The organism is Bartonella sp. AA23NXGY (assembly GCF_042197165.1).
Classification (GTDB): domain Bacteria; phylum Pseudomonadota; class Alphaproteobacteria; order Rhizobiales; family Rhizobiaceae; genus Bartonella.
Window position 1 is genome coordinate 37002 of the sequence record NZ_JBHIRO010000003.1, and the last position, 26635, is coordinate 63636.

The following is a 26635-nucleotide window of genomic DNA, read 5'->3' on the forward strand; positions in this document are numbered from 1 at the left end:
TTTTTTACATTAGATGTCTAGATTAGAAGCAAAAGTAGAGTTTTCTTGTATGAAACGAAATCGTGCTTCTGGTTTTGTTCCCATGAGACTTTCTACAGTCTTTTTCGTTTCTTGCATTTCCACGGCATCAATAGAAACACGAAGCAATGTACGTTTTTGAGGATGCATAGTCGTTTCTTTAAGTTGTTCTGCGCGCATTTCACCCAGCCCTTTAAAACGCCCGATTTCGATTTTAGCTTTTCCAGTAAATTCAGTTTTGAGCAATTCATCCTTATGAATATCGTCACGAGCATAAGCAACTTTTCCTCCTTGCGATATTCTATAAAGGGGAGGGACGGCAAGATATAAATGTCCCTGATGAATAAGGTCAGGCATTTCTTGAAAGAAGAAGGTAATGAGCAGTGACGCAATATGAGCACCATCAACATCAGCATCTGTCATGATGATAATACGTTCATATCTGAGATCTTTTTCACGATACTTGGAGCGTGTTCCACATCCAAGAGCAAGGATCAGATCGCTAATTGTTTGGCTTGAGTTCATTTTTTCATGTGCAGCACTGGCGACATTTAAGATTTTACCACGAAGAGGTAAAATTGCTTGGTTTGCTCTATTTCTTGCTTGTTTAGCAGATCCTCCTGCTGAATCCCCTTCAACAATGAATAGTTCAGCACCCAAAGCATGGTTCTGGCTACAATCTGCAAGTTTACCGGGCAGACGTAATTTACGGACAGCAGTTTTTCGACTTATTTCTCTATCTTGGCGTCGTCTAACACGTTCTTCAGCACGTTCAATAACCCAATCGAGAAGTTTTGTTGCTTCTTGTGGGGAATTTGCTAACCAATGATCAAAGGGATCGCGGATTGCATTCTCAACGATACGCTGTGCTTCAATGGTTGCTAATCGATCTTTTGTTTGTCCAACAAATTCAGGGTTACTGATAAAGACTGAAAGTATTGCGGCTGTTGAAATCATAATATCGTCAGACGTAATAATCGTTGCGCGCTTGTTTCCTATTAACTCAGCGTAGGATTTCAATCCACGCAAAAGAGCTTGACGTAATCCTATTTCATGTGTTCCGCCTTCTCCTGTAGGAATCGTATTGCAGTAAGATTGCACACAAGAATCACCACCATGCCAAGCGATAGCCCACTCAACGGAGCCATGGCCATTATTGTGGTGTGTTTTGCCAGAAAAAATTTCTGACGTTACTCGATATTCATCTTTTAGTGACGAAAGTAAATAGTCTTTAAGCCCATCGGGAAAATGAAAAACAGCTTTTTCAGGAATATTTTTTGCGCCTTCAAGTATGACGGGATCACAAGACCAGCGAATTTTTACGCCACCAAAAAGATAGGCTTTGGAGCATGTCATCTTATAGATTTTTTCTGGATCAAAAGCTGCTTTTTCACCAAAAATTTCATGATCAGGATGAAAACGAACGCGCGTACCACGACGATTATAAACATCTCCCAGATCTTCCAATCCAGATTGAGGAATACCGCGTGAGAAACGTTGGCGGTAAAGTTTTCGTTCTCGTGCAACTTCAACTTCCATATCATCAGAAAGAGCATTGACGACAGAAATTCCTACTCCATGAAGTCCACCAGCAGTTTGATAAGCCTTTCCATCAAATTTTCCCCCTGAGTGGAGTTGTGTCATAATAACTTCAAGAGTCGATTTCTCAGGCATTTGAGGATGATTTTCGACAGGAATACCCCGTCCATTATCTGTAACGGTTATATAACCGTTCCTATCTAATGAGACCTCAATAGAATCTGCATAACCCGCAACAGCTTCATCCATCGCGTTATCAATAATTTCGGCAAATAAATGATGAAGCGCTTTACTGTCTGTTCCACCAATATACATTCCAGGGCGTAAACGTACCGGCTCTAAACCCTCAAGAACTCGAATAGAGAGGGCATTATAGTCATCTTCTTGCGTATCTTTTGCACTTTTTCTTGAAATCATCGCGTTTGATTTCATTGGAGACTGCAGAGTGTTTTCTTTTGTATTTACCCGAGATTGGGCTTTATTTAAAACACTAAAAAGATCCTTTTTGTTATCGCTCATAGCGTTTAACTATCCACCTCATCAAATAAAATATTCATTAAAATAAATTTTATGCCTGTTTTTTATTTAAAAATCAATGCACTTAGGAAACATCAATTGTTGGACCAAAAATTTTTTCAAAAGCGTGTTTGAGAGCAATATCAATATCATGCATTGCTACAGGGCAACCTAGATCAAGAAAGCTTGTTACACCGTGGTTTGTAATTCCACAAGGAACAATTCCTGAATAATGGGCTAAATTAGGATTAACATTGATAGAAACTCCATGAAAACTTATCCATTTGCGCACTCGAATGCCAATAGCTGCAATTTTATCTTCGGAAGAAAGATCATTTTGTGTTGATGGGCAATGAGACTGTTTAACCCAGACACCAACGCGATCTTCTCTGCGTTCGCCTTTAATATTAAAGTTGGCAAGCATCTGTATGATCCATTCTTCTAATGCACTAATGAAAGCACGAATGTCTTGTTTTCGGCGTTTAAGATCAAGCATGATATAAGCAATACGCTGTCCTGGACCGTGATATGTAAATTCACCTCCACGTCCTGCTTCATAAACAGGGAATAAATTAGGCGCCAAAAGATCTTTTTTATTGGCACTCGTCCCCGCTGTATAAAGGGAAGGGTGTTCGAGAAGCCAAACTTGTTCATGCGCAGTTTTTGCAAGAATTTTTTCTACACGTTCTTGCATGTAACGTAAAGCTTCAGGATACTCAACTAGATGATCGCTTATTTTCCATTCAACGGGTGGATTTTCTAGAATTGCATTAAAATGATGTGATAAGTGATTACGATCTGTATGTTTCAATTCACATGTCATGGGTAATATTTATCTTGATGTTTGAGTTTGTATTGTAATCAATAAAAGTGATTACAGAGTAAGGTATAGAATTGTTGAATAAAAGAGAATACGTTCATAAAATTTTATCTTAAGAAGATTTGCTACGCTTAAAAATCCACGTTCCTTTTACCATCTTCCTGTTGCACCGCCACCACCTGATGATCCACCACCACCCCTAAATCCCCCTCCACCTCGAGGACCTCCGAACCTTCCACCAGGATATCTGCCACCGGCACTTAAGTTAAGAAACCAAGGTGTGAAGATGATCCCCAGCCAGAGATACTTTTGTGGACCCACTTTTTTACCAAAAATCATTGCAAGAATGGGCAAACCAACGACTATAAAGAGTATGAGAAACATGATTGTATTTATAATCATTTCTTCTTTTTCAGCTTGTTTACGTTGTTCTTCAACGATTTTAGCTTTTTCTTTGATGCGAAAAGTAAAATCAGAATCACTTTCTGTAATAACTTTGATAATTGCATCAACTGCTTCAGCAATTCCTTTTTGATAATTTCCTTCGCGAAAATTAGGAATCATGAAGCTATTAATAATGACAGAGGAAAGAGCATCTGTTAGCTCTCCTTCCAAACCATATCCAACTTCGATACGTGCTGTGCGTTCATTCGGTGCAATGACCAGTAATACACCATTATTGATCTTCTTTTGGCCTAATCCCCATGTACGAAAAAGAGAATTGCTGTATGTTTCTATATCATTGCCCGAAAGAGTAGGGAGTGTCACAAGAACAATTTGATCTCCCGTTTTCTCTTCGATTGCTGCCAGTTTTTTTGTCAAGTCTTCCTTGGTTGCATTATCGAGCAAATGAGCCACATCATTAACATAACCTGTTAAATGAGGAAATTTTATTTGCGAACAAGCGATACTTCCCAATGCAGCAACTAAATACAGAGAGCAGATAAAAACCCATAATTGTGAAAATACAATACGTTGCAAAGAGTATCGAAATGATTTCATTAATTAAAATTAACCTTTGGTGTTTGTTGGCTATCAGTATCGATGGTAAAAGTTGGCATAGGTTTAGCATCACGAAACCATAATTTTGCCCAAATCATCGTCGGCATTGTTTTGAGTGCAGTATTGTAGGCACGTACTGTTTCAATATAATCGCGGCGCGCAACGGAAATACGGTTTTCTGTTCCTTCTAATTGTGATTGAAGAGCAAGAAAGTTTTGGTTTGCTTTAAGATCCGGATAGTTTTCAACAACAGCCATAAGTCGCGAAAGTGCACTTGATAAATTTGCTTGATTTTTGAGATATTGCTGCATAATTTCTGGATTATTCAACATATCTGCATTAATGTTGACTTGTGTTGCTTTAGCACGTGCTTCAATTACATTTGTGAAAACACTTTGTTCATGAGCTGCGTAAGCTTTAACTGTTTCTACAAGATTAGGGATGAGGTCTGTACGACGTTGATATTGATTGAGCACTTCACTCCATGCTGCATGTGCTTTTTCTTCATTTGTTGGTATCGCATTGAATCCGCAACCACTTAAAAATGGCACTAACCATACCAAAAAAATAATAATTGAAAATCGTTTTAATATTCTAAACATTGAAGAAGTTTGTACATTTAACATAAAGATGTCTCCACAGATATTTTATGTATTATATAGAGTTTTTTTTCTTGGTGGAAAGTATTTTGAAATTTATAAACAGGCGTATTTATCAATAAATTGATATCTCTCTGCGTTTTAGGTACGCTTAAGTGACTTGTTGATATTAAAATAATAATAGTAATATAGATGTCATCTTATAAAAGATCAATAATATTCATATTAATTATTATTACAGAAAATTATATTATTTTCGTAGGAGTTTTGGGTTTCAAAATGTGCAGATAATAACTGGAAAAGAGAAAAATGTAAGGATCAATTTTATAGAAAAATAGAAGGTAAGGGCAGTTCCTATTTTCTTCCTTTAGAAGTTATGCTTAACGTATTGGATAAAAAGACTTTTTAATTATGTATATCAGCAACTGTAAGGAGAGACAAAGTTCTATGATAGAAAGTGTCCAACAGCAAAGTGAAAAATTTGACGGATTGGCTGATGATTATAATCGCTATCGTCCTCGCTATCCCCTTACTTTATTTAAGACCATGCTCTTTCCTTTTAAGAACAAAAAGAATTTGTCCATCGTGGATATAGGCGCTGGGACAGGCATCGCATTAGAGGGGATTGTTAAATTTTTAGGCAACGAGCATCAATATCATGCTATTGATGTATCGGAAGATATGATTAAGCAGGGACGAAGAAAATTTCCGAACGTGCGGTGGTATCAGGGCCGAGCCGAAGATCTATTGCCTCAAATAGGCAAGGTAGATCTTATCGTTGCAGCGCAGGCATTTCAATGGATGGATCGCCCTAAATTGCTTCGCGTTATTTCAGATCAACTTCGGGTCAATGGTGTCATGGCGGTTATTCAAAATAATCGTGATTTCAAGCATAGCGAATTTCTAGAGGCTTATGAGACATTGTTAGAGAAGATGAGTCCAAATTATTCCCGTTATTATCGTAATTTTGATTTTTTACAGGAAATGAGTGATGGCTTTGGGGTAGATACAGAAAAGATTTCTTTTCATACGCACAATTGGACGATGATGATCCCATCTGAAGCTTTTATTGGAATGAGCCGCTCTTCAACGCAAGTGCAACGCGCTATTGCTTGCTATGGGGAAGAATATTTGCGGCAATTGGTCGCATTGATAAAGAAATATGAAGTGCAAGGCAATTTGGAGCTTTTGTATCAAAGTGAGCTCTATATGTATGCAGGATAATCCGATATCGATGATTGCTTTTGCTCTTTTAACACATCAGAGTGGGCGGTATTCAGAAAATTAACGCCTTATTAAGTCAGACTTTGAGAGAGAAAGGTTTTTTCTTCTTCAGCATTCACATTGACATCTTATTACCGCTGATTTTCATTGTTCATTTAATATGAGAGAGTTTAAATAGAAAACTTATGCTCTGCATTATAGCATCGAAGCGCTTTCTTTACTGCAGTTTAACAACAGATTATTTTATAAAATGGAAAGAGGTAGATTGAATAGAAATATTTGATAATTCTTTGTTTTTATGATTGTTTTTTGTTATTAAATGAGAGTGTTTTTAATAAATTTTGACAAAAACAACTGAAAAAGTACAAAAAATTATCATAATCAGAAATTTGTAGTAAAAAAGGTAATGGCTTGGAAGAACCTTAAAAAAACAACTCATTTTGAAATTATCTCTAAATTTAGATTCAGTATAACAAAAAAGTAAAATATAAATATGCTATATGAAGCATTTCTCTGTTTAAAAGATATAATATAAAACAATATATTAATTATTTTTTTTGATATAAGAAAACTTCTTTTATTTTCTATTTTAAATAACGGGTTAGGCCGATTCTTATGTGGTTTTATTGAAGATGTGTTTTTCAAGATTTAATCTGGCGCTTTAAATACAATTTTAGAAGTGGCAAATAAGCTCAATTTCTTCTCTGTTGTGATGTGTTGAATAAGTTTTTTAATTTTCTATAGAGTTTAATTTTTGCAATCATGATAGATTGTGACAGCTATCTATTTAAGATTTTTATAAGTTTAGTAGGAATAGCTTGATGATAAATCCATTGAGTTCTCCATCTTTACGCTTCATAAAAGAATAAGCCTGCACCATCACACACTTTGTCATTTCCCAATGTTGTGACAGCTCTTGACACGGCTCATAAGAGGAGTAGTCCTTTTTTGTACAGTTTATCCATACGCCAATTTCGCTTATGACGTGCAAGCGAATGGTTTTGATTGATTCAACATACACAGATTTGGAATGAGAGAGTCTAAAGATATTCAGCTCTCTCATTTAATATGAATCATGCTAGATTATAATTATAAATTAATGCGTTATCTATTTTTAAAATCCATGACCTTGGTTGTGTTTGTCAATATTTCATTTTCATTTATCGTCAACTATTCTACTTTTGGATAATAATTCCATTGTAAGGAATACCTTTAAGAAAGCATTCTCGCTTTAAAGAGTCGTTATAGTTTTTTTTGTTTTATAGAAGGATCAATAATGCTAAACGTTATACTTTGATAAAAAAAAAGAAAGTAAATTATGACTATTATACTGAAACCGAGCGAGGTGACGCTTAGTGAGCTTGCAGCTATTTATTTTAATGGTGAAGTAAGTAAACTTCATAATGACACGCATTTAGCTATCGAGAAAGGGGCTCAGCGCATTGCTGAAATTGCTGCTGGAAGTGAGCCTGTGTACGGTATTAATACTGGTTTTGGGAAGTTGGCTTCCATTAAAATTGATGCGGACGATGTCGCTGTTTTACAGAGAAACCTTATTTTGTCCCATTGTTGTGGGGTAGGAGAGCCTTTAGCTGAAAATATTGTGCGTTTGATAATGAGCTTAAAGCTTATCTCTTTAGGAAGAGGGGCTTCAGGAGTTCGTCTAGAATTGGTAAATTTGCTGGAAAATATGCTTGCAAAAGGCGTCATTCCTGTCATCCCTGAAAAAGGGTCTGTTGGTGCTTCAGGTGATTTAGCTCCACTTGCTCACATGGCGGCTGTTATGATGGGAGAAGGGGAAGCATTTTTTCAAAATATTCGTATGAGTGGGGCGGTTGCATTAGAGAAAGCGGGATTGTCCCCTATTATTTTAGAGGCAAAGGAAGGTCTAGCTCTTATTAATGGGACTCAAACCTCAACAGCCCTTGCACTTGCTGGTCTTTTTCGAGGTTATCGGGCATTGTGTGGTGGATTGTTGGCAGGGGCTTTGACGACAGATGCTATCATGGGATCAACGGCGCCATTTCATCCTGATATCCATATTTTACGAGGACATTATGGGCAGATTGCCGTATCGAAAACATTAGAAAAACTTGTAGAGGATTCAGAAATTCGTGCAGCACATTTACAGGGGGATGAGCGTGTACAAGATCCTTATTGTATACGTTGCCAGCCACAGGTCATGGGGGCATGTTTTGATATTTTGCTGGCAGCAGCAAAAACACTGATTATTGAAGCAAATGCTGTTACAGATAATCCATTGATTTTAAGGAATGGTGAAGTTGTATCAGGTGGGAATTTTCATGCTGAACCTGTAGCGTTTGCTGCTGATCAGATTGCTCTTGCTTTATGTGAAATAGGATCTATTTCTCAACGGCGTATTGCTCTTATGGTTGATCCAGCAGTTTCTTATGGACTTCCAGCCTTTTTAGCACATAATGCGGGTCTTAATTCAGGTTTTATGATTGCTGAAGTAACAGCGGCAGCTTTAATGTCTGAAAATAAGCAAATGGCCCATCCTGCTTCCGTTGATTCAACCCCAACTTCTGCCAATCAAGAAGATCATGTTTCAATGGCTTGCCATGGAGCGCGTCGGTTATTGGTCATGAGCGAAAATCTTTTTACACTTATTGGTATTGAAACGCTTGTTGCAGCACAAGGAATTGAATATCGTGCACCTTTAAAAACAAGTACTTTTTTGCAATCTGTTATGGAATGTCTACGAAAAAATGTTGCTTCTCTTAAGGAAGATCGCTATCTGGCTCCAGATCTTCATCAAGCACATATACTTGTGCGTGAAGGGCACTTATTATCTGTTTTACCAGAAACAATTTTTCCTTCATTAAGTTTTCAATAGTATTTGTTTTAAGGTCAATGCTGAAGGGGGGATATTGAATTTTGAAACTTCCTCATATGAAAATATAGAGGAGAAATGCTATATTTGAATTATTTAATAAATTATATATTTATTACTGTATATATCTGATTTTTGTAGTTAACTAGATATTTTGTTATTTTATAGAAACTATAAAATTAAAGCACCTATATTTTCTGATTTATATCAGAAATTTTAATATAAGTTAAATAATATATACGAATTATATATTCGTGATATTGTATTTTTATAAATATAAATTATAATATATGTATTGTATCAAGTAAAAATAAAATTTTTATTTTATATTCTTCTTATTTTTAATACTTTATGAATTTTATAGTTCATTTTTGATATTTAAAATAAAAAAGGAGAAAAGAATGTTTAAAAGTGCTAAATTATGTGTTTCAATAACAGTTCTTTTTTTTTCTCAAATTCTTGAGATTCATGCAAATTTTAGGAGAGCTAGCTTTCAAGAGGAAGTTTTCATTATGATAGTGGCTCAAGAGAAAGAGCCTCTTATTTCAGCGAAAAACAAAGATTTTATTGCTATCTCAGGGCAAATTCCCAGAGGTAATGAGAACGCTATCATCGGACCAATAATCAAAGATGCTTTTTTTATCGTATATTTTTTTTTCATTGGAAAGCTTGTCGTTAAGGCAGCTGGAGTCCTTAAAAGATGGGTTGTAGATAAATTTTCTCATGCTTTTGAAGACTTGCGAGATTCGTATTATCATTGATTGAGCTATTCAATTGGCATAAAAAGTTTGTTTTATGGGCTCAAAGAAAGTTTGCTTAAAGTAACAAAAAATTAATTGTATGCATAGTTAATGTGTTTGTTATGAATTTTTAGGCTTCTATTTCAGTGCACCGAAATAGAAGCCTAAAAGTTTAGATTACATTAAGGTTAATTTTCTCTGTAAAAAACTAGAGAATACGAAATGAATTAAATGACAATTGTGAAAAAATTCATTATCACTTTATTTGAATAAAATAATACGAAATTGTAGGCTATAAAAGCTGAATAATTCGCAATAAAAGTATTTTTTCATTGTTTAGAGCAAAGTGTTGGACTGGCTGGTCTTCGATGTTTTTTGAAATATATTTGTGAAAGAAACATGAGGCTTTATTTATCATAGGGCTGTTATCGTGGTGTGGATTGTCAGCATTTCAAAAAGTAAGGAAAGAAATGGCAATAAATGAACTGAAACGGGGTATGAGTAAGCGCCAAGTTATTTTTTTAGCTCTTGGTTCTGCTATTGGAACAGGTCTTTTTTATGGGTCTGCACAGGCAATTAAGCTTGCGGGTCCCAGTGTTTTGATTGCCTATTGTATTGCTGGTTTAGCTATTTTTATGGTTATGCGGGCTCTAGGAGAGATGATACTTCATAATCCATTGCCTGGTTCTTTTGCTCGTTATGCGGCAAATTACATATCACCATTAGCAGGTTTTTTAACGGGATGGACATATGTATTTGAGATGATTCTTGTTGGTTTGGCTGATATTACAGCTTTTGCGACTTATATGGGGTTTTGGTATCCTGATGTTGCTCCTTGGGTATGGGCACTGAGTATTACATTAATCATCACAGGTATTAATTTAGCGGCTGTAGAAGTCTATGGTGAACTAGAGTTTTGGCTATCTTCTATTAAAGTTATCGCTATCATTGCGATGATTATTTTAGGAATAGCAATTATTTTTTGGGGGTGGGGTGAAGGTGCAGATTTTTCTACCGTTACTGTTCATAATTTATGGAAAAATGGTGGACTTTTTCCCAATGGTTGGTTTGGTTTTTTAGCTTGCTTTAGTGTTGTTGTTTTTGCTTTTGGTGGCATAGAAATCATTGGCATGGCAGTCATGGAAGTTCAAAACCCTCATCAAACGATTTCAAAGGCAATTAATTCTACTCCAGTTCGTATTTTGCTTTTTTACGTCATGACGTTAGCTATTTTAATGTCTCTTTATCCTTGGAATGAGATTGGTCTCATGGATAGCCCTTTTGTATCCATTTTTGAAAATCTTGGGATTTCATATGCAGCAAATATTTTAAATATTGTTGTTGTTACAGCGGCTATTTCAGCAATGAATAGTGGAATGTATGGTGCTTGTCGTATGATCCATGGTTTATCGCAGGAAGGTTATGCTTTAAAAAAGTTTCAATATTTATCAAAAAACGGTATACCAGTTTTTGTTATTTTGATGATCTTCGGTATTTTTCTTCTTGGTGCTGTCCTTAATTATTTTTATCATGAAAAGCTTTTTTTTCTTATTGCCGCAATGGCAACATTTGCGACAGTTTTTGTTTGGATGATGATTCTACTTTCACAATTTTCTATGCGAATTAAGATGCCTAAAGAAGCACAGAATGGTTTAAAATTTCCCATTCCATTTTGGCCAATAGGGTCGATTTTTTCTATTTTATTTATGGTTTTTATTTTTATTCTCTTATGGTATTTTGATGAGACACGACCGGTTTTAATTATAGGTGTTAGTTGGATTGCTTGGCTTGTTGTTTGTTTCTATGTACTTAAACTTTATAATTTTAAGCAAAAGAAGCTGAATAAAATGTGAATAGAGAAAAAACTCAAAACAAATAGCTGATGTCATCAGGAGAACAGGTGTTTGATTGTTTTCTCTAAAGGTTAGAACAATCTAGATTGAAAAAATCTGCTCGTTATTATTTTGCTTTGGAAGTTTTTGTGAGCCATTGCTTACGGTAACGACCAAATCATATAAATATTAGACGTTTTTTGATGGTGAGCTGTGCCATCAATATAAGTCTTTCAGGTTAAAATGCCTAACAGCGCAAATAGATTTTACCAGATACAAGATTATAGGCAGATATCTTTTTCTAAACGTATTAATGAAGTTCTGTTTTACGAAAGAAGTTATTGTAAGAATTGTTTTTTAGCTCTTTAAAAAATTGGTTGTTTAAATTTTGTTGTTTAGAAAATTACTATTGCTTTTAGAAGCGAAGATAAAGTTCTTTATGTATTTTTTCTCAAAGAGGATTGGCGTTGGTAGAAAATAGTGGATAACAAAGTTACATGAGGCATTGTATCATTGTTTTTACAAAAACTTTAATAAACAGCAGCAAGGTATTACAATAAAATTTCATAGAAGAGTAAATTAAAGAGAACAATGAACGTGTGACAGTTTTACGATTCTTATTGCTCTCACAAGAGGAAGGATCAAACTTATTTTTTTAATATTGATACAAGAGTAATTTTTATCACAAGTGGAGGCGGACAAAATGCACTCCGCAACTGTATTTCGGTGAAAAATTATTCGATATTACCATAAAATGCGCTCAAGAACACTACAACCAGCAAAAAAAAATCATCGGAAAGTGGCTTTTTACACGAGAAATCTTCCAATAGCTCTGAACACACACAACAACAATTCTCTCTATCCTTGAGGCAACAGGCAATGTTGATATGGATGTACAATGAGATGCTACGATTATTGCTTCTCATCTGATTTCTGGTCAAGATATTAATGTAATGGGGGAAAGTATGACGATTGTTGGCATGACAGACCATCATAGCAGCCATTCACAGACGCATGAAACAGGTTTTTTGATGGGTATAGATATGACTTTGTAAGCCGATGGATTGGCGGTAATGGCTATACCTACGAGACAATACCTGCTGGTAGTAACTTTTTGATAGAATGGTAGAGAGTGGCTACAAATCCCATAAATTCCCATACCTGTCTTGGAGATGTGGATTATAAATGCCAAAAGTTTTATGGCACATTTCATTTAGAACAAAAGCCTTGAATTAAATCATGGAGTAAAAAATGAAACAAACTTTAAAATTATTAAGTGCGATAACTCTATTGAGTATAGCCGGATGTCAGTTTAATAAAACTCCTGGAGGGTATTTGAGTGCGTGGGAAAAGCCAGGAGCAGATTTTACAGAGATAGGAAAAGGCTTGTTAGAATGTGGTATGCCAACTCCTTATGATGTCGATCCAGAAAATAGAAAGCAGAGCATCAATGCAAAAGCAACAATTTATGCTTGCATGCTTCAATCAGGTTTCCGCTATAAAGATGAAGAGGTAGCAAGAGCGGGTGGGCCATGTTATACTTTTAGAGCCGAAAACTTGCCGATTTGTCGTTCAGGCGCTGTCATCCCGAGGCGCAGTGTCAAGAAGCGCTTGAACAGCCCTTTTTGTAAAAAATATAAAAATGCACCTGAATGCAAACCTTAAGTCTTGCTGTTTGTGACGATCACAATCCCTACCTTCATGTTTCTCATACCCGTACGCGGGGGGCTTAATTCAGCATGTCAATGCTATTTATTTATGGGTACCACAACTGTTGGCGCAATAATATAAAATATCTATTTTGGTTGTAATCAAAATATTGATAATAATTATAAGCATATCGTTGATAGATAGATGATTTTAGTAATAATTTTACCGTATTTTTGATATAATAATTATGGCATAATCTTCGGAAAGATAAAATAATATAGGTTGATAATGTTCATCATTGTTTTGGAAATAAAAAACAGTATGTAAAATAATTTATAGATTGTTTCGTAATATCAAAATTACTCAAGGATAGGAAAATGAAGCAGATTTTAAAATTATTAAGCGGGATAACCTTATTTGTTATGGCTGGATGCTACCCTGAGCAGCCTTCTCGAACAGCTGTAGATGCATGGGAAAAATCCGGTGCTGATCAGCTTGAGATCAAAAAAGCTCTGTTAGAATGTGGAATACAGCATCTTGATGGTCGTCTTGATACAGAAACAAGTACTGATGAGAAATTCAATGCTGAGGAGTCTGTGAATGCATGTATGATCCAAGCAGGTTTCCAAGATAAATTGGGAAGAATGAAGTGGTGTGAGAAATATAAAAATCTTCCAATTTGTCAGCCTGATGCAGTTATTCCTCAGCGAAGTGTAGAGAGGCGTTTGAATAGTCCTCATTGTCAAGAGCATAAAGAACAACCTGAATGTCAACCTTAAGTATTGAGGCTGCTGTAATCAAAAATCCTTCCATTCTTGTTTTTGCATGGGGGGTGGGATTGTTTCTTCAATATCTATATGCTAACAAAAGTCATCTTGCGTGTGAGAAAATATTAGAAGACTTATCAGTCTTTCTATCGTAAATATTGACGGAGGGGGAAATGAAAAAAACATTGAAATTATTGATTGCTATAATTTTATTAAGCTCTGCTGGGTGTATTAGCAAACCTCCCCCATCGACGTTAGAATTATGGGAAAAGTCTGGTGTCAGTAAGTCTATGGTCCAACAAGCACTGTCAAAATGTGGTTGGAAACCAATCTACGCTTCTTCTAAAAATATGGATTCGCGTGCAAGTGATTTTGCAGCAGTTTATGAGTGCATGACTAAAGCAGGTTATCGGTACAAATTACAAGATTCAAAGGGAATCTATTTTTCATCAACGCCGCGAAGTGATTCATTTTTAGTCAATTTAATGGTAGCAGGGTATCAGCAGGTTATGGACAATGATACTTTTGGTGTAACCAATTCGACACAACAAGAGCGAGATTTGATGTTACGTTTTGAAAATGATAAAAAGCGCCAGAAAATAAAAAAAGCTTTGCACAAGTGATCATCAACAGTAGAACATTAATTTTTAAAGCAATAATTAAATAAAAATATTAAACGGGAGAAGAGAGATATAGCTCTTTTTCTCTAATGTAGTTATATTCATCAGCTACGAGATTGGCAATAGTGTTGTTATCAGATGATGCTAGCGGAGGATAGTGAGTTGTTGTTTAGAGAAATTTATTCCATATAAAGAATGTCAAATAATAGCTTTGCTAAAATATCTTCTTTAACGATAATAAACAGATAGCTTTCATAGAGCTAATTTTGATGAAATTTTATTTTGGTGTTTTTTAAGTTCAGAATGGTGAGTGTTTTACTGTGTTTTAGATTTTATCAAAAGATCTAAAATATTACATTTATTAATTCAAATCATTGATGATAGGGTATTAGGAGAAGTTTTTTATTTATTCAAATTTCTTTGTTAGATATCTAGCATTTTTAATATAGAAATTGTGTACATTAGCTTATACATTAGTGTGCAATTTCTTGTTTTTTTGTTGTAGTTGAAGAGATGATGCGGTTATAGATTTCGTATACTGTATCTTTTTGTGCTGTGTTTTATTAAAACGTTTTAATCGTTTAATCTTAGAAGTTATTCTCATTTTGTTGTATTTTTATTTTTCGGTGGTGAGATAAATTGAATATTATATCTCTTCAAAATTCGCATTTTTTCACGTTTTTTTAAGATTGGTTTTTTGGCCTTTTGTAATTGCAGTTTCCAGCGGTTTTTGAGATGCATTCTTTAAAGGGATTTTCATCCTAAATGGTATTTTTAAACTTTTTGTTCTTTCTTTACATAAAACACAAAACATATTATTGAATGCTATGATTTTATCATAAAAAAAATAAAATAATTTTGTTTGTTTTATTCTTGTTGTGTTTAATTTGTGGTTTATTTTTTTGCCAGCATTTTTTGTTTTTGTTGAAAAAAGAAAGTTTTGAAAAACAATGATAATCAAGGTATCTAACAATCACTTGTATTCGTGCGTTTTTACAGCAGCTATTTTTTCTTTTTTGTTAAATATAAATATTGAGGCACATTCTCATTCATATACATCACTGTCATGTGACAAAAACAAATTACCTTATGAATGCAGTGATGGTTCAAAGCATACAATTAGTGATAAAGTATATAAATTCACGGCGCCTGTTAAAGAAAAGAATGGGGAGGATCGTTCTCTCATGTTACCTGCTGCTATAGTAGTGCAGGAGCCAAATACAGTTATTCAGGCAACGCGTGTAGAGGTTGAAGGGACTGCGGGTATAGAAGATATTTATGGTGTTTTTGTATCACGAGGGGGAAAAATTGTTTTGAGCGATTCAGCTTTTAAAAATGTATCAATAGGTCTTAAAGCTGATAATGGAATGATTGAGGTTGATCGTGGAACAATTGAGGCTTTTCAGATTGCTGCTTATGCAGAGAAGCGAGGAGCATCTGTTACGTTAACGAATACAAAAATTAAAGTGGAAGGTTTGGGTATCGGTCAAGAGAGTGCTCTTTTCGTTAGTGCTGATGCGGGTATTCAGATGAAAAGTGGATTTATTGATGTGAATGATGCTGCTGCGCTTTATGTGGGGAGAGGGGGGAGTGCGACTTTAGATGGTGTTACCATTGCTTCAAAATATCAAAAAACAGAAGACAAAGAAAATACAAATGAAAAAATTACACATACAGTTTTCAATGTAAAACATCAGGGTTCTGTTTATGTAAAAAATACGAATATTATTTCTACGGATGTTCATGTTTTAACAGTTGGACAAGATTCTAACACGCCATCCAATAACGGCAGGGAAGGAAATATTTTAATTTCGCGGGTTAATATTGAAGATTCAACAATTAAAGCAATAGGTAACAAACATGGTATGTATTTTGAGAGGGATGAGGAAAATGATGCGTATGAACAGGGGCTTGTCTTTTTGAAAAGGACGATTTTTGAGGTTCCAGATGGGACAGCTGTTCATAGTCATAACAGTCGTATTTATATTGGAGTAACAGAAGGTACAAAAATTTTTGGTGACTTATTATTAACAGCTAAAAAGGGGGGAAGTGTAGCGATTTTGGCTAATTCTTCTTCATTGATAGGAGGGACTCGTGTTGCCGATGATTCTATTGCTGAGCTTTATTTAACAGGGGGATCAAAATGGTTTTTGACAAAAAGAAGAGAGATCGATTTGCAAGTTGCAAACCGTACAAGTTCGTCTATTTCATTTGTGAAAGTTTCTGATAGTTTTATTGCTTTTGAGACTCCAATGTTTCAGGAGTATCAGACACTTCATATTGGGAAGGGAGAAAAAGAAGTTTATAGTGCGCAAGATAGGGCAGATATTTATCTCAATACGCATCTCAGTAGTGATGGTTTGCTCGATAATACAAAAACTGATCGGCTTTTAATACATGGTGATGTTTCTGGAAAAACAACAGTTTATGTGCAATTTTTTGCAGAAAATCAGGGTGAGATAGCAACCGGTGAAAATGCTCATAGTATTTCACTTATTCAGGTTTCTGGAAAAGCGGCAGAGGATTCTTTTCAGTTAAATCGTGCTTATATCGCATTAGAGGGTTTGCCTTACCAATATTATCTTCATGCTTATGGTCCAGCTTCTGCTCTTGGAAATGCACAAACTTCTCAAAGATTGGTTGAAGGAGATGGAGATTTTTGGGATTTCCGCCTTGAAAGTAAATATATTCAGCCTGCTTTAGAGGTGCCTGCTATTCCCCCTTCTGAGTTAAAGGTCAGAGAGGTTGTTCCACAAGTTCCGACCTATCTTTTGTTACCAAATGCGTTGTTTCATGTTGGGCTCATGGATATGAGTCATCAACAAAAGCAGTTGCAAGTTAGGCGGTCTATTCCTCGTAAATTATTAAAAGTTGAAGGGAACTTTGCTTTATCTGTCCACGGTTATGGTGGGAGTTATCGTTATGTCTCAGATCTTTCTACACTTAAATATGGGTACGATGGTCATGTTGATTATAACGCTATAAAAACAGATATTTTGCTCAAAACAATAGAGCGTGCATATAGTACGACATCTTTTGGGATTATGGGAACCTATGGAAAGCTTTCCTTACAACCTCATAACGTGGAACAAAGTCAAAAGAGTACATTTAATAAATGGTCATTTACGGCATATGCTAGTGTGAAACATTACACTGATTTTTATATAGATAGTTTTTTATCTTATGGTTTGTTTAAAGGGGATGTGCGTAGCCGTGTTTGGGGTAAGACGGCGACATTAAAAGCAAATCCTTTGAACGTGTCGTTTTCTGCTGGTAAAGTGTCTATGACAGGATATAAAGATCTTATTTTTGATCCGCAACTTCAGCTTATTTATCAACATCTTCAATTTGATAAGTTTCGTGATATTGATGGATTTGATGTTGAGATGAAAAAAATAGATCAATGGTTTATGCGTGTTGGTGGGCGTTTAAGTAAAACATTTACAGCCTCTGAAAAGGATCGTATCATTTCTTTTTATGGCAATATTCATCTTGCTCATTGTTTTGGTAAAGAACAATTTGTTCATTTTAAAGATGTTTTTCAGTTGAGTTCTTTTGGTTCTTCCTTAGAAGTTGGCTTGGGTGTCAATTCACAGTTTTCTTCTAAAGTTACACTTCACAGTGATCTTAGCTATCAGCATAGGTTAACCAAGGCTGGTTTTTCTGGAGTTCGTTTTTCTGGTGGATTGCGCTATCATTTTTAAGCAATCTTTTTAAAAATAATAAATGTGATTTTCGAAGTCTTGTTCTACTATCGGAATTAAAACCATTGTTTGTGCAGAATTTTTTAATAATGGTACCATGTGCTTTAATAAATATGAAAATATCATGTTGATTTATTTTTATCTGCTATAGCATTTCTCAAATGCTTTAAAAAATTTGTCCATCTGATAAACAGATTAAAATGAGAAAATCCTACAATATCGGGGTTCTTATTCAATATGAATAAAGATAAATTATCATTATAAATCAATGTTTTGCCATATGATGCTTAAGGTGTCATCGAGCCATTTGTGATAATTGCGTGCTTCTTCGTTTGAGTTATGAACAGAGAAAATAAAACCAGGATATCCACCAAATGCTGGTGGAGGTGGTGAAAGATGATTGGTTTCAAAGAAAATGATAGTTCTGGCGGTTTGAGGATGCTGTGCAACCTTATCGAGACCTAAAAATCCAGAAAACCGTCCATGACCACGAAGAGGAATAATATAATTTGCCGCCACTTTTTCAGCTGGAAGTATATCGGGAAGGTCTAAGTTTTTTTCAGCTAAAGCGGTATTCATACATAGTTTTGCAAATGAAATCCCTGTACTTTGCTCAACAATAAAATGGGAGACACCCGATCCACCTATACGAGCGCCAATCTCAATGATATAAGGTAAATTATGAGCATCTAGGCGTAGCTCTACATGGGCAGCACCTATATTTATACCAAGAGCTTTAACTCCAGAGCATGCAGCCTCACATAAAGCAATAATTAAAGGATCATCTATATCACAGCGTTGACGATAAATTGTTTCTTCAAACCATGGTCCCTCAGGCTGTCCCTTGTCTCCAATGGCCAGAACGTGTACACCTGCTGTATCAACAAAGCATTCTACGACAAACTCTTTTCCTGGCAAATACTGTTCTACTACTAAACCTACAGGTTTATTTTTATCATTAAAACGTGCCATGTCTTTATGCTGAACATTCCATACGGCTTTAATGAGATCAGGAAGTTCGGCGGAATTTTTAGCTAACATGACGCCTGTACTTGCCCATCCAGAGACGGGTTTAATAACGAGTGGATAATCCAAGGCTTGTGTTTGTGATAGGTCTTCTGGATGATCTATATAAAAGAATCCTGGTGTTCTTAAGCCTGCTTTAGCGAAAGTTTGACGCATGAGATATTTATTTCTGGTTAATGCTGCTACTTCTGGTTCAATACTTGGAGTATTGATTTTTTTTGCAGCCAAAGCTGTCCATAGGATGGCTTCTTCGCGAAGGGTCATAACCCCAGAAATATTGCGTTCTTTTGCTTCCGTTGCAAAAGTGTCTAGAGCTGCCTCTGGGTTATCAAAAACAGGAAGTTGCCAAGTTGAAGTTACTGCTGCGGGGTGTTGAGAGGGAACGCTTTCAGCGGTATCATAGATCATTACTAATTCGATATTAGCTGCTTGTGCTGCTTCAAATATAAATGGTAATTTTGCATTGCGCTGGCAAACTAACGCGAGTTTTTTCATTTTGTTTCCTCATTAAATTTGGAGTTTTGAGAATGGCGTTTATGTTGCCATGTAGATACCTTTGATGCATCTATAAATAAGAGTGTCATCCCTATAACAACTACAATCATAGCAATTATTTTGATCATATTGAGAGAAGGGCTCGAGCCGATTATCCATTCACATGCAATCACTGCAAAAGGGGATAATACGCCGATAGTGTTGGCGTATAATACGCCTCCTTCGGCTAAAACTTTTTGATATAATACGTAAACTGGTGCCGAGCAAACAGTTCCTAAAATCAATATTTTAAATATATCTTCTAACTTAAGATAGAAGAGTGGGGCAGGATCAAAAATAAATAATGGCATAAATGATGCTGCAGAAATTGTCGTGATCCAAGCCAGTGAGGTGAGCAAAGGTAGATTTTTAAGATAACGTTTAGACAATAAGCCATAAGCAGAATAAGAAAGTGCTGCTGTTAAGGCAAGCACTACTCCTATCAGGTTATAATATCCACCTTCTCCACTATTTATATTGAATACTACAGCTGCTACACTGACAATTATCACTCCACTAAGCTTCAGCCATGAGAATTTAAGGACATTTGTCAATGCACCTAATATATAAGTAATTCCTGGAATAGTAGCGAGCACCATGGTTAAATCACTGGCTTTGAGCGATTTTAATGCACCAAAGCTGCATACAAAATACAGCGAAAATCCTAACACTGAGAGAATTAAAAAAGAAGGTATCATGGAAAGCAATGGTAGGGATCTGAAAACAGCTTTCTCACGAAATATTGCAATCAGCCATAAGGTGGCAGCGGTGGCAAACAACCTAAGTCCAACTGCATGCATGACGGGTATATTGCTAACCAAATTCTTAGATAATAACCAACTTATGGAAAACAATGCTAGAATGGCAAAAGTAAATAATAATAATCGTCCTTTTATAAAACTCAATGATTTAATCCTCTAATCACTCGCTGTGCATAAGATGATGTTGAAAAATTAAATCGTGACTGTGAAGTTTGCGGCTTACCAAGATTATTTTGGATATAATCTTTAGCTCCTGCCAAATAAGCGTCACCATCTAATGCTTCAAGTGCTTCTATATCTGCTATCATCAATATTATTACTTTTTCAAGACGCTCCAAATCAAATTGAAGATAACCTTGATTTGTTTCAATCAATGCTTTGTTCCGCATCAATATTTCAAAAAGCAAGATCCCTGTACCAGCATCGAATGTCATATGCTGATCAGAATCTTTTGGATAACGAAATATGCGTTCTAATAGGATAAATTCAGTTATTTCTTTCCAAAATTTTGGATGATTTTGTAGCATAATACGCACTGTAATTAAATCAACTTTAGTTTCTTCTAGAAGACCTGTAAACCAATTTAATTTTATATACAGATTTTTATCCAATGGCCGCGGTCCGGTATGATGTGCATAGTCATGATAATAGCCCCACAAACAGCGAGCATCGTAAATGTCTTCTTTAGATAAGTTACGACTATGCAATTGACCGAACAGGAATTTACTATCTCGACCGAGTAAACGTTCAGCTTCCACAATTGTTTGCTTGTTGTAAATATCAAAGAATTTACTGAAAAAAAAACAAAGCAAATGCTTGCTTATCAATTTTTTGAGCAGCTGCTACAGATTCTGGGAATAGAACAATGCAATTGCCTTCTAAAAAACCTCTTGATGCTATTCCCATTTTTATACATTGAAATGGTGATACATAATTATTTGTATATTTTGAGGCGTCAGCAAGATAGGCCGTTTCATGACGATATCCTGTAACTAATTCCAGCCGGAATCCTTCTGGATCAGGTCCATTTTTTGCACGCATTGGAGCCAAGAAAAACAAGGGCGCATCTGGTAATGGGGCTTTGAAAGCAGCCAAAGTGTTATCAAATTTAGGAGGGGTCGTTAAACCGCTGATCATCCACTGATGAAGATCATCAGAAGTGGTCGCTAAAAGTTTTGGAGATAATCCGTCAAGAATATTGGCATGGTGGTTCAGCAGAGTGATCAATTCATTGATCATATTATTATCTGCTGAAGTTGGTTCTTTAATGCTCCCATCTCGTTCTTGGCGCATACGGAATTTGTCAACCAAGTTAACAATGGAAAGAAGCGCTTCAGATTTTTTCATGATGAGTTGACTTTAGTGAGTGGAGCAAAAAGGCCATTGGCACTTGTCCAAAATTTTCGACAATACTCAGCCTATAGCGATTTGCCGCAACCGATGTTGTGATACAAGCATCTGCTTTTTCAGCCTTACAAAGAACGGCTGCATCAGCATTGCTGTTGGCAAATACTTTGTCATATTGATGAGCTACCAGAGATTGCGGGGCAGGATGAGACGCTATGGTTTTAATTTCATCAGCGTTATTGCGTTTAGCTAAAACCATAGAGTGAGTAGGCATGATAAAGCTGTCAAATAATTGCATATCACCTAAACGGGTAAATATGAGTGTATGCAAATCAGGGTAAGCAGCACAACTTAAGAGATAAGCATCTTTTTTTTGAGCAAGTTCATTAAATGCTTCTTCAAGAGTTGCGTATTATATAATACGGGATCTCGAGTCAGTGGACAAAATATTTTTATTGTGATTGTCAAGCCACCACTGTGTTGCTGCTGCACAGTTAGTATCTGCAGGGCCAAGTGTATAGATAAATGTATTATTTTCAGATTGCATGATCTCTATTCTTTATAATTATATGCCTAAATTTAAACTAGTGTAATATGTAGAGTATATCAAGCACAATGCGTTAAGTAATTTAGTGCTTTATAAAATAATGTATATGTGAAAAAATTTAAGATATAATTTTGTTTGTTCATTATTCTATCATGCCGTAAAACATCGTCGTTTAGGGGAGTGATTGAGCAGGAAAGTTCTATGCAGGGTATTTATTGGATATGTTAGAGAATTATTGGAATGGTTAAACAAAGGTAAATGATACGTAAAGCACACTGCTCTATCATTTTTTAGATGATCAGCGTTTTTGAATCTATTCATATTGATAATACTATTATAGGTGAATAATAAGCAAATTGGTAAGGCATGAACATCTTTGCCATAAAACTCAATATGTTTAATTTCTTAATTAAGATAATACTTTTAGAAATTGTTTTACTATTATGATTGTATTAAATATATAAAAGGCAATCATCATTGTCTTGTTTGTAAAAGAAACATGAAATATAACTCTTAAGTTAGATTGAGATTGGCAAGATTTTTTTCTTCTTTGGAATCGTTAAGAAGGTCAGATTAAACCTTATTCAAGCTACAGAACCTAAAGAAACAGTCGTTTTTTTTTGAAAAGATCAGAGGTAAACAAATATGCGTGAGATTTTGGATCATGTTGATATGCCATTGAATAAGAAGAGTTCTATTCAAAAGGTTCAAAATCTTTCATTCCAATCACACCCAAAACGGTTTTATAAGCAAGTGAAGATCGCTTGTGAGGAGGGCGGCTTTACGATTTTGTTGGATGAATGTCCTGTAAAAACGCCCGCAAGGCGTCATTTTCATGTGCCAACAGAAGTGTTTGCTGAATATGTTGCTCAGGAATTTGAGAACCAAAAGCACGTTGTTGATCCTGCAAAAATGCCGATGACGCGTTTGGTTAATACTGTTATTGATGGTATCGCTGATGATATGCAGGCGGTTTTTGAAGATTTATTGCGTTTCGTTGCATGTGATATGATCTTTTATCGTGCACAAACACCTAAAGAGTTGGTGCAAAAACAATCTGAACAATGGGATCCTTTATTAGATTGGGCTGAAAAAAAGCTAGGTGCAAGGTTTTATTTGACAGAAGGGCTGATGCATGTGGAACAATCACCAGAAGCACTTCAAGCTGTGAGTCATTATTTACGTAGCGTTGAGTCTGCTTATATGCTTGCTGCACTTCATATGATGACAACCTTAACGGGATCTGCTCTCATTGCTCTTGCTGTTGCTGCGGGAAACATTGATGCTGATCATGCTTGGTCTATTGCCCATTTAGATGAAGATTGGATGATGGAACAATGGGGAACGGATAAAGAAACAATAGCACGCCGTTCTCATAAAAAAGTTGAATTTAAGGCTGCTGCTACAATTGTTACAACTTGTTTATAGGGGAAAATCTTTTATTTACGTGCATTCTTTTCGCTCAGAGTATTTTTGTGACTTTTTGAGGATTGGTTTTTACTTTATCAAGTCCAGGAAATAGTTCATTGGTTATGGTTAAGAGCGCTTCGTCATTACCACGGATAAAATACCATTGGTTATCGTGAAGTAGGGCAATAATTTCAGTTTGAATAGAGCATTTTTTTCCAGCATTTGTTGTGGTTACAAGCTCCACGGGTATAACAAAATAAGGGGTACCATTATCAAGGGTACCTTCACGTTTTTGTTTTTGATCAATGTTGATCGTTTCAATCTTGTAACTTTCTGCCAACCGTTCTATTTGGCTTTTCATGATTTGTAGAAATTGCGATTGATTAAGATTTTTTTTGGCGGTTAAGCGGTTGATGACTTGGGGAGGAATAGCATTTAAGATGGCATTTGCATCGGCATTTTTAAGTGCTTTACTATAAGCAGATGTTGCTTTCTCAAGAGTTGTAAGTTTTTGGTTGGTTATTGTATGTGCTTTAGTTGTTGATGTGATAAAGACAATGCATAAAAGAACGGAAACGAGAAAACAAATTCGCGGCATTAGAAACCTTTGTTAATTCATTTGAAGAGATTCAACACATTATAAAGGAAAAGCGGATGAGCAAAAAGCCTCTTGCGCTTTTGCATGAGAAGAATATCCACAAAAATGGAAGCTTTTGCCTCCATTTTCAAAATCAAAAGAATGCGTATTGATTGTTTAAACAGAATAGTACATATCAAATTCAACAGGATGTGGTGTTGTTTCGTAACGCAAGACTTCTTGCATCTTTACTTGAATGAAGGAATTAATCTGATCATCATCAAAAACGTCGCCAGCTTTAAGAAAGCCACGATCTTTGTCAAGTGCTTCAAGCGCTTCACGCAGGCTTCCTGAAACAGTAGGGATTTCTTTAAGTTCCTTTAAGGGAAGATCATAAAGATCTTTATCCATAGCATGTCCGGGATGAATTTTGTTTTTGATACCGTCAAGACCAGCCATTAAAAGGGCTGCAAATGCCAAATAGGGATTTGCTGTTGGGTCTGGAAAACGAACTTCTACGCGTTTTGAATTTGGTGAGGAGCTCATAGGAATACGGCAAGATGCAGAACGATTACGTGCTGAATAGGCAAGAAGAACAGGAGCTTCATAACCAGGAACCAAACGTTTATAGGAGTTTGTGGATGGGTTGGTAAAAGCATTTATTGCTTTTGCGTGCTTAATAACACCACCGATAAAAAACAGACAGGTTTCTGATAGTCCAGCATATTCATTTCCTGCAAAAATGGGTTTGCCATCTTTCCAAATGGAAATGTGGACATGCATTCCAGAGCCGTTATCACCAAAAACTGGTTTTGGCATGAAGGTTGCTGTTTTCCCATAACTGTTTGCTATTTGATGTACAACATATTTAAAAATTTGCATCTTGTCAGCCTCGCGAACAAGTGTATCAAAACGAATACCCAATTCATGTTGGCCTGCTGCTACTTCGTGATGGTGTTTTTCGACCTGTACGCCCATATCCTTGAGTGCTGTGAGCATTTCAGAACGCATATCTTGGCAGGAATCAATCGGCGGAACAGGAAGGTAGCCTCCCTTTATTCGTGGGCGATGCCCTAGATTTCCTGTTTCATATTCCGTATCATCATTAGAGGGAAGTTCACTTGAATCGAGTTTAAACCCTGTGTTGTAAGGGTCCGTTTTATAGCGCACATCATCAAAGATAAAAAACTCTGCTTCTGGACCCACATTGATTGTATCTCCAATGTTTAAAGATTTCATATACACCTCAGCCCTTTTGGCGATAGAACGAGGATCTCTACGATAAAACTCACCAGAGACAGGGTCAAGTACATCACAAAATATGACCAAAGTAGATTGAGCAAAAAAAGGATCAATATGTGCTGTTGCTGGATCTGGCATTAAAACCATGTCAGATTCATTAATTGTTTTCCAACCAGCAATTGAAGAACCATCAAACATGACACCATCACTAAAAGTATCCTCGCTGATCTCTGCGATATCCATTGTAATGTGATGCAATTTTCCTCGTGGATCAGTAAAACGTAAATCAACAAAACGGATTTCGTTGTCTGTAATCTGTTTGATAATATCTGATGCGGTTGTCATATTCAATTTCCTTAATATGGCGTTGAGGTGGATAAAAAAGTGAATTTTCTCGTTATTTATTAAAGGGCATCGATACCGGTTTCGTCCGTGCCTATACGAATTGCATCATCAATGGAAAAGACAAATATCTTTCCATCCCCTATATGTTTGGTTTGAGCTGCTTTACGTATTGCATCAACAGTTTGTTCCAGTTTTTCATCGGACACAACAATTTCAATCTTTACTTTAGGTAGAAAGTCAACAACATATTTCGTACCACGATAAAGTTCTGTATGTTCCCTTTGACGACCAAAACCTTTCGCTTCTGTTACTGTAATACCATGTAACCCAATTTTTTGAAGCGCTTCTTTCACTTCATCAAGTTTGAAAGGTTTTATAATGGCTTCAATTTTTTTCATGCTGAAATTATCTCCAACGTTATTTTGTCTTTTTAGACTGCATCACATTATATTGACAACTGTAAGATGTCCAACAGATACTTTGTGCACAAAAAGTCGAAAATAATGACACTCTATGCTCTGTTAGGAGAGTTTCTTTTGTAGAATACAGCCAAATACTGTTTTTTGGGAAAAAAACTTACAATTCTTATACAGAATTCAAATAATATAATAAAAGAGTTTTGTTTCTTTTTTATTAGATAATATCTTGACTTATAAGGATAATTAGACGCTCTCCACATTGAATGAGAAACTCTAATAGCGTAAGATTTTCTCATTTTAGATCTTTTTATCGTCAATCAATCAAAACGATACTTTTATATATCATAAATAGTTATGAGTGTGTGGATAACAACATTTGAAAAAAGAAATAAAATGCTTTTTATGAAAGCTTTCGATAATTAAAGGCTTTACAATATTAGGGAGTAGGGAAGACAAATATTGGAAAAGAGTGTGATGATGCCGATTCATAAATGTAAAGATGGTGGTGTACAATAATGAGTTTATCATTATAGCATTCATAG

General features: G+C 35.6%; 22 protein-coding genes and 1 pseudogene. 10 read left to right on the top strand and 13 right to left on the bottom strand.

What is annotated here, in order from left to right; all coding sequences use genetic code 11:
- Positions 1–9: 9 nt before the first annotated feature.
- The 4 genes from parE to ACFINY_RS02395 form a co-directional block, all read right to left on the bottom strand.
- Positions 10–2076, bottom strand: coding sequence for a DNA topoisomerase IV subunit B (parE, locus tag ACFINY_RS02380; protein ID WP_375681805.1), 2067 nt, complete (start codon positions 2074–2076; stop codon positions 10–12).
- An 82-nt stretch (positions 2077–2158) separates the two neighbouring features.
- Entirely contained in the window at positions 2159–2896 is a 738-nt protein-coding gene (gene lipB / locus ACFINY_RS02385) for a lipoyl(octanoyl) transferase LipB (protein WP_375616196.1), read from the bottom strand.
- Between the two features lie 147 nt (positions 2897–3043).
- On the bottom strand, positions 3044–3895 hold the full coding sequence (locus tag ACFINY_RS02390; protein WP_375616197.1) for a TPM domain-containing protein: 852 nt from the start codon (positions 3893–3895) through the stop codon (positions 3044–3046).
- Positions 3895–4521 (bottom strand): LemA family protein, encoded by a 627-nt coding sequence (locus tag ACFINY_RS02395; RefSeq protein ID WP_375606689.1) that lies wholly within the window; start codon positions 4519–4521, stop codon positions 3895–3897. The genes ACFINY_RS02390 and ACFINY_RS02395 overlap by 1 nt, the downstream gene beginning before the upstream one ends.
- Positions 4522–4941: 420 nt before the next feature.
- Between ACFINY_RS02395 and ACFINY_RS02400 the strand changes: the two genes are divergently transcribed.
- The 8 genes and pseudogenes from ACFINY_RS02400 (at position 4942) to ACFINY_RS02435 (ending at position 14184) form a co-directional block, all read left to right on the top strand.
- Positions 4942–5718 carry a class I SAM-dependent methyltransferase gene (locus tag ACFINY_RS02400; protein ID WP_375611499.1) on the top strand — a complete coding sequence of 259 codons (777 nt, stop codon included), beginning with the start codon at positions 4942–4944 and terminating at the stop codon, positions 5716–5718.
- A 1318-nt stretch (positions 5719–7036) separates the two neighbouring features.
- Positions 7037–8575, top strand: coding sequence for a histidine ammonia-lyase (hutH, locus tag ACFINY_RS02405; RefSeq protein WP_375611500.1), 1539 nt, complete (start codon positions 7037–7039; stop codon positions 8573–8575).
- A gap of 398 nt (positions 8576–8973) precedes the next feature.
- Complete coding sequence (locus tag ACFINY_RS02410) at positions 8974–9333, top strand: hypothetical protein (protein WP_375611501.1); 360 nt, start codon at positions 8974–8976, stop codon at positions 9331–9333.
- Between the two features lie 449 nt (positions 9334–9782).
- On the top strand, positions 9783–11165 hold the full coding sequence (locus tag ACFINY_RS02415; protein ID WP_375611502.1) for an amino acid permease: 1383 nt from the start codon (positions 9783–9785) through the stop codon (positions 11163–11165).
- A 719-nt stretch (positions 11166–11884) separates the two neighbouring features.
- Positions 11885–12181, top strand: a pseudogene (locus ACFINY_RS02420) (hypothetical protein); the annotation flags it as partial.
- A gap of 214 nt (positions 12182–12395) precedes the next feature.
- Complete coding sequence (locus ACFINY_RS02425; RefSeq protein ID WP_375611503.1) at positions 12396–12809, top strand: hypothetical protein; 414 nt, start codon at positions 12396–12398, stop codon at positions 12807–12809.
- Positions 12810–13171: 362 nt separating this feature from the next.
- Positions 13172–13573 (top strand): hypothetical protein, encoded by a 402-nt coding sequence (locus ACFINY_RS02430; protein WP_375611504.1) that lies wholly within the window; start codon positions 13172–13174, stop codon positions 13571–13573.
- A gap of 161 nt (positions 13574–13734) precedes the next feature.
- A complete protein-coding gene (locus ACFINY_RS02435) occupies positions 13735–14184 on the top strand; it encodes a hypothetical protein (protein WP_375611505.1) in 450 nt (149 codons plus the stop codon).
- A gap of 670 nt (positions 14185–14854) precedes the next feature.
- Here the strand turns inward: ACFINY_RS02435 and ACFINY_RS02440 are convergent.
- On the bottom strand, positions 14855–15154 hold the full coding sequence (locus tag ACFINY_RS02440; RefSeq protein WP_375650624.1) for a hypothetical protein: 300 nt from the start codon (positions 15152–15154) through the stop codon (positions 14855–14857).
- On the opposite strand from ACFINY_RS02440, the gene ACFINY_RS02445 reads away from it, so the two are divergent.
- Positions 15132–17885 carry an autotransporter outer membrane beta-barrel domain-containing protein gene (locus ACFINY_RS02445; protein ID WP_375700792.1) on the top strand — a complete coding sequence of 918 codons (2754 nt, stop codon included), beginning with the start codon at positions 15132–15134 and terminating at the stop codon, positions 17883–17885. The genes ACFINY_RS02440 and ACFINY_RS02445 overlap by 23 nt on opposite strands.
- Positions 17886–18143: 258 nt before the next feature.
- On the opposite strand, the gene ACFINY_RS02450 is transcribed toward ACFINY_RS02445, so the two are convergent.
- From ACFINY_RS02450 to ACFINY_RS02470, 5 genes are read right to left on the bottom strand one after another with little or no spacing between them, the layout of a single operon-like run.
- Positions 18144–19406 carry an acetyl-CoA carboxylase biotin carboxylase subunit family protein gene (locus tag ACFINY_RS02450; protein ID WP_375700793.1) on the bottom strand — a complete coding sequence of 421 codons (1263 nt, stop codon included), beginning with the start codon at positions 19404–19406 and terminating at the stop codon, positions 18144–18146.
- A complete protein-coding gene (locus ACFINY_RS02455; protein ID WP_375613117.1) occupies positions 19403–20350 on the bottom strand; it encodes a DMT family transporter in 948 nt (315 codons plus the stop codon). Before ACFINY_RS02455 ends, ACFINY_RS02450 begins: the two co-directional genes overlap by 4 nt.
- The gene (locus ACFINY_RS02460) at positions 20347–20964 is read right to left on the bottom strand and encodes a DUF6421 family protein (protein WP_375611509.1); all 618 of its coding nucleotides are present in this window, start codon (positions 20962–20964) and stop codon (positions 20347–20349) included. The genes ACFINY_RS02455 and ACFINY_RS02460 overlap by 4 nt, the downstream gene beginning before the upstream one ends.
- A gap of 31 nt (positions 20965–20995) precedes the next feature.
- Positions 20996–21553, bottom strand: a complete 558-nt coding sequence (locus tag ACFINY_RS02465) for a DUF6421 family protein (protein ID WP_375611510.1) — start codon at positions 21551–21553, stop codon at positions 20996–20998.
- A complete protein-coding gene (locus ACFINY_RS02470) occupies positions 21540–21851 on the bottom strand; it encodes a prephenate dehydratase domain-containing protein (RefSeq protein ID WP_375611511.1) in 312 nt (103 codons plus the stop codon). Before ACFINY_RS02470 ends, ACFINY_RS02465 begins: the two co-directional genes overlap by 14 nt.
- Before the next feature lie 894 nt (positions 21852–22745).
- Here ACFINY_RS02470 and ACFINY_RS02475 point away from each other — a divergent pair.
- The gene (locus ACFINY_RS02475; RefSeq protein WP_375611512.1) at positions 22746–23528 is read left to right on the top strand and encodes an ATP12 family chaperone protein; all 783 of its coding nucleotides are present in this window, start codon (positions 22746–22748) and stop codon (positions 23526–23528) included.
- Positions 23529–23562: 34 nt separating this feature from the next.
- On the opposite strand, the gene ACFINY_RS02480 is transcribed toward ACFINY_RS02475, so the two are convergent.
- The 3 genes from ACFINY_RS02480 to ACFINY_RS02490 form a co-directional block, all read right to left on the bottom strand.
- Positions 23563–24108, bottom strand: coding sequence for a hypothetical protein (locus ACFINY_RS02480; RefSeq protein WP_375611513.1), 546 nt, complete (start codon positions 24106–24108; stop codon positions 23563–23565).
- 156 nt (positions 24109–24264) lie between these two features.
- On the bottom strand, positions 24265–25674 hold the full coding sequence (gene glnA, locus ACFINY_RS02485) for a type I glutamate--ammonia ligase (RefSeq protein ID WP_375611514.1): 1410 nt from the start codon (positions 25672–25674) through the stop codon (positions 24265–24267).
- A 59-nt stretch (positions 25675–25733) separates the two neighbouring features.
- Positions 25734–26072 (bottom strand): P-II family nitrogen regulator, encoded by a 339-nt coding sequence (locus tag ACFINY_RS02490; RefSeq protein ID WP_015856528.1) that lies wholly within the window; start codon positions 26070–26072, stop codon positions 25734–25736.
- Positions 26073–26635 lie beyond the last annotated feature (563 nt).

What these genes read in the sequence shown, in the direction of transcription:
- parE (WP_375681805.1), bottom strand. Translation starts at nt 2,076, where the DNA reads ATGAGCGATAACAAAAAGGATCTTTTTAGTGTTTTAAATAAAGCCCAA.
- lipB (WP_375616196.1), bottom strand. Translation starts at nt 2,896, where the DNA reads ATGACATGTGAATTGAAACATACAGATCGTAATCACTTATCACATCAT.
- ACFINY_RS02390 (WP_375616197.1), bottom strand. Translation starts at nt 3,895, where the DNA reads ATGAAATCATTTCGATACTCTTTGCAACGTATTGTATTTTCACAATTA.
- ACFINY_RS02395 (WP_375606689.1), bottom strand. Translation starts at nt 4,521, where the DNA reads ATGTTAAATGTACAAACTTCTTCAATGTTTAGAATATTAAAACGATTT.
- ACFINY_RS02400 (WP_375611499.1), top strand. Translation starts at nt 4,942, where the DNA reads ATGATAGAAAGTGTCCAACAGCAAAGTGAAAAATTTGACGGATTGGCT.
- hutH (WP_375611500.1), top strand. Translation starts at nt 7,037, where the DNA reads ATGACTATTATACTGAAACCGAGCGAGGTGACGCTTAGTGAGCTTGCA.
- ACFINY_RS02410 (WP_375611501.1), top strand. Translation starts at nt 8,974, where the DNA reads ATGTTTAAAAGTGCTAAATTATGTGTTTCAATAACAGTTCTTTTTTTT.
- ACFINY_RS02415 (WP_375611502.1), top strand. Translation starts at nt 9,783, where the DNA reads ATGGCAATAAATGAACTGAAACGGGGTATGAGTAAGCGCCAAGTTATT.
- ACFINY_RS02425 (WP_375611503.1), top strand. Translation starts at nt 12,396, where the DNA reads ATGAAACAAACTTTAAAATTATTAAGTGCGATAACTCTATTGAGTATA.
- ACFINY_RS02430 (WP_375611504.1), top strand. Translation starts at nt 13,172, where the DNA reads ATGAAGCAGATTTTAAAATTATTAAGCGGGATAACCTTATTTGTTATG.
- ACFINY_RS02435 (WP_375611505.1), top strand. Translation starts at nt 13,735, where the DNA reads ATGAAAAAAACATTGAAATTATTGATTGCTATAATTTTATTAAGCTCT.
- ACFINY_RS02445 (WP_375700792.1), top strand. Translation starts at nt 15,132, where the DNA reads ATGATAATCAAGGTATCTAACAATCACTTGTATTCGTGCGTTTTTACA.
- ACFINY_RS02450 (WP_375700793.1), bottom strand. Translation starts at nt 19,406, where the DNA reads ATGAAAAAACTCGCGTTAGTTTGCCAGCGCAATGCAAAATTACCATTT.
- ACFINY_RS02465 (WP_375611510.1), bottom strand. Translation starts at nt 21,553, where the DNA reads ATGAAAAAATCTGAAGCGCTTCTTTCCATTGTTAACTTGGTTGACAAA.
- ACFINY_RS02470 (WP_375611511.1), bottom strand. Translation starts at nt 21,851, where the DNA reads ATGCAATTATTTGACAGCTTTATCATGCCTACTCACTCTATGGTTTTA.
- ACFINY_RS02475 (WP_375611512.1), top strand. Translation starts at nt 22,746, where the DNA reads ATGCGTGAGATTTTGGATCATGTTGATATGCCATTGAATAAGAAGAGT.
- ACFINY_RS02480 (WP_375611513.1), bottom strand. Translation starts at nt 24,108, where the DNA reads ATGCCGCGAATTTGTTTTCTCGTTTCCGTTCTTTTATGCATTGTCTTT.
- glnA (WP_375611514.1), bottom strand. Translation starts at nt 25,674, where the DNA reads ATGACAACCGCATCAGATATTATCAAACAGATTACAGACAACGAAATC.
- ACFINY_RS02490 (WP_015856528.1), bottom strand. Translation starts at nt 26,072, where the DNA reads ATGAAAAAAATTGAAGCCATTATAAAACCTTTCAAACTTGATGAAGTG.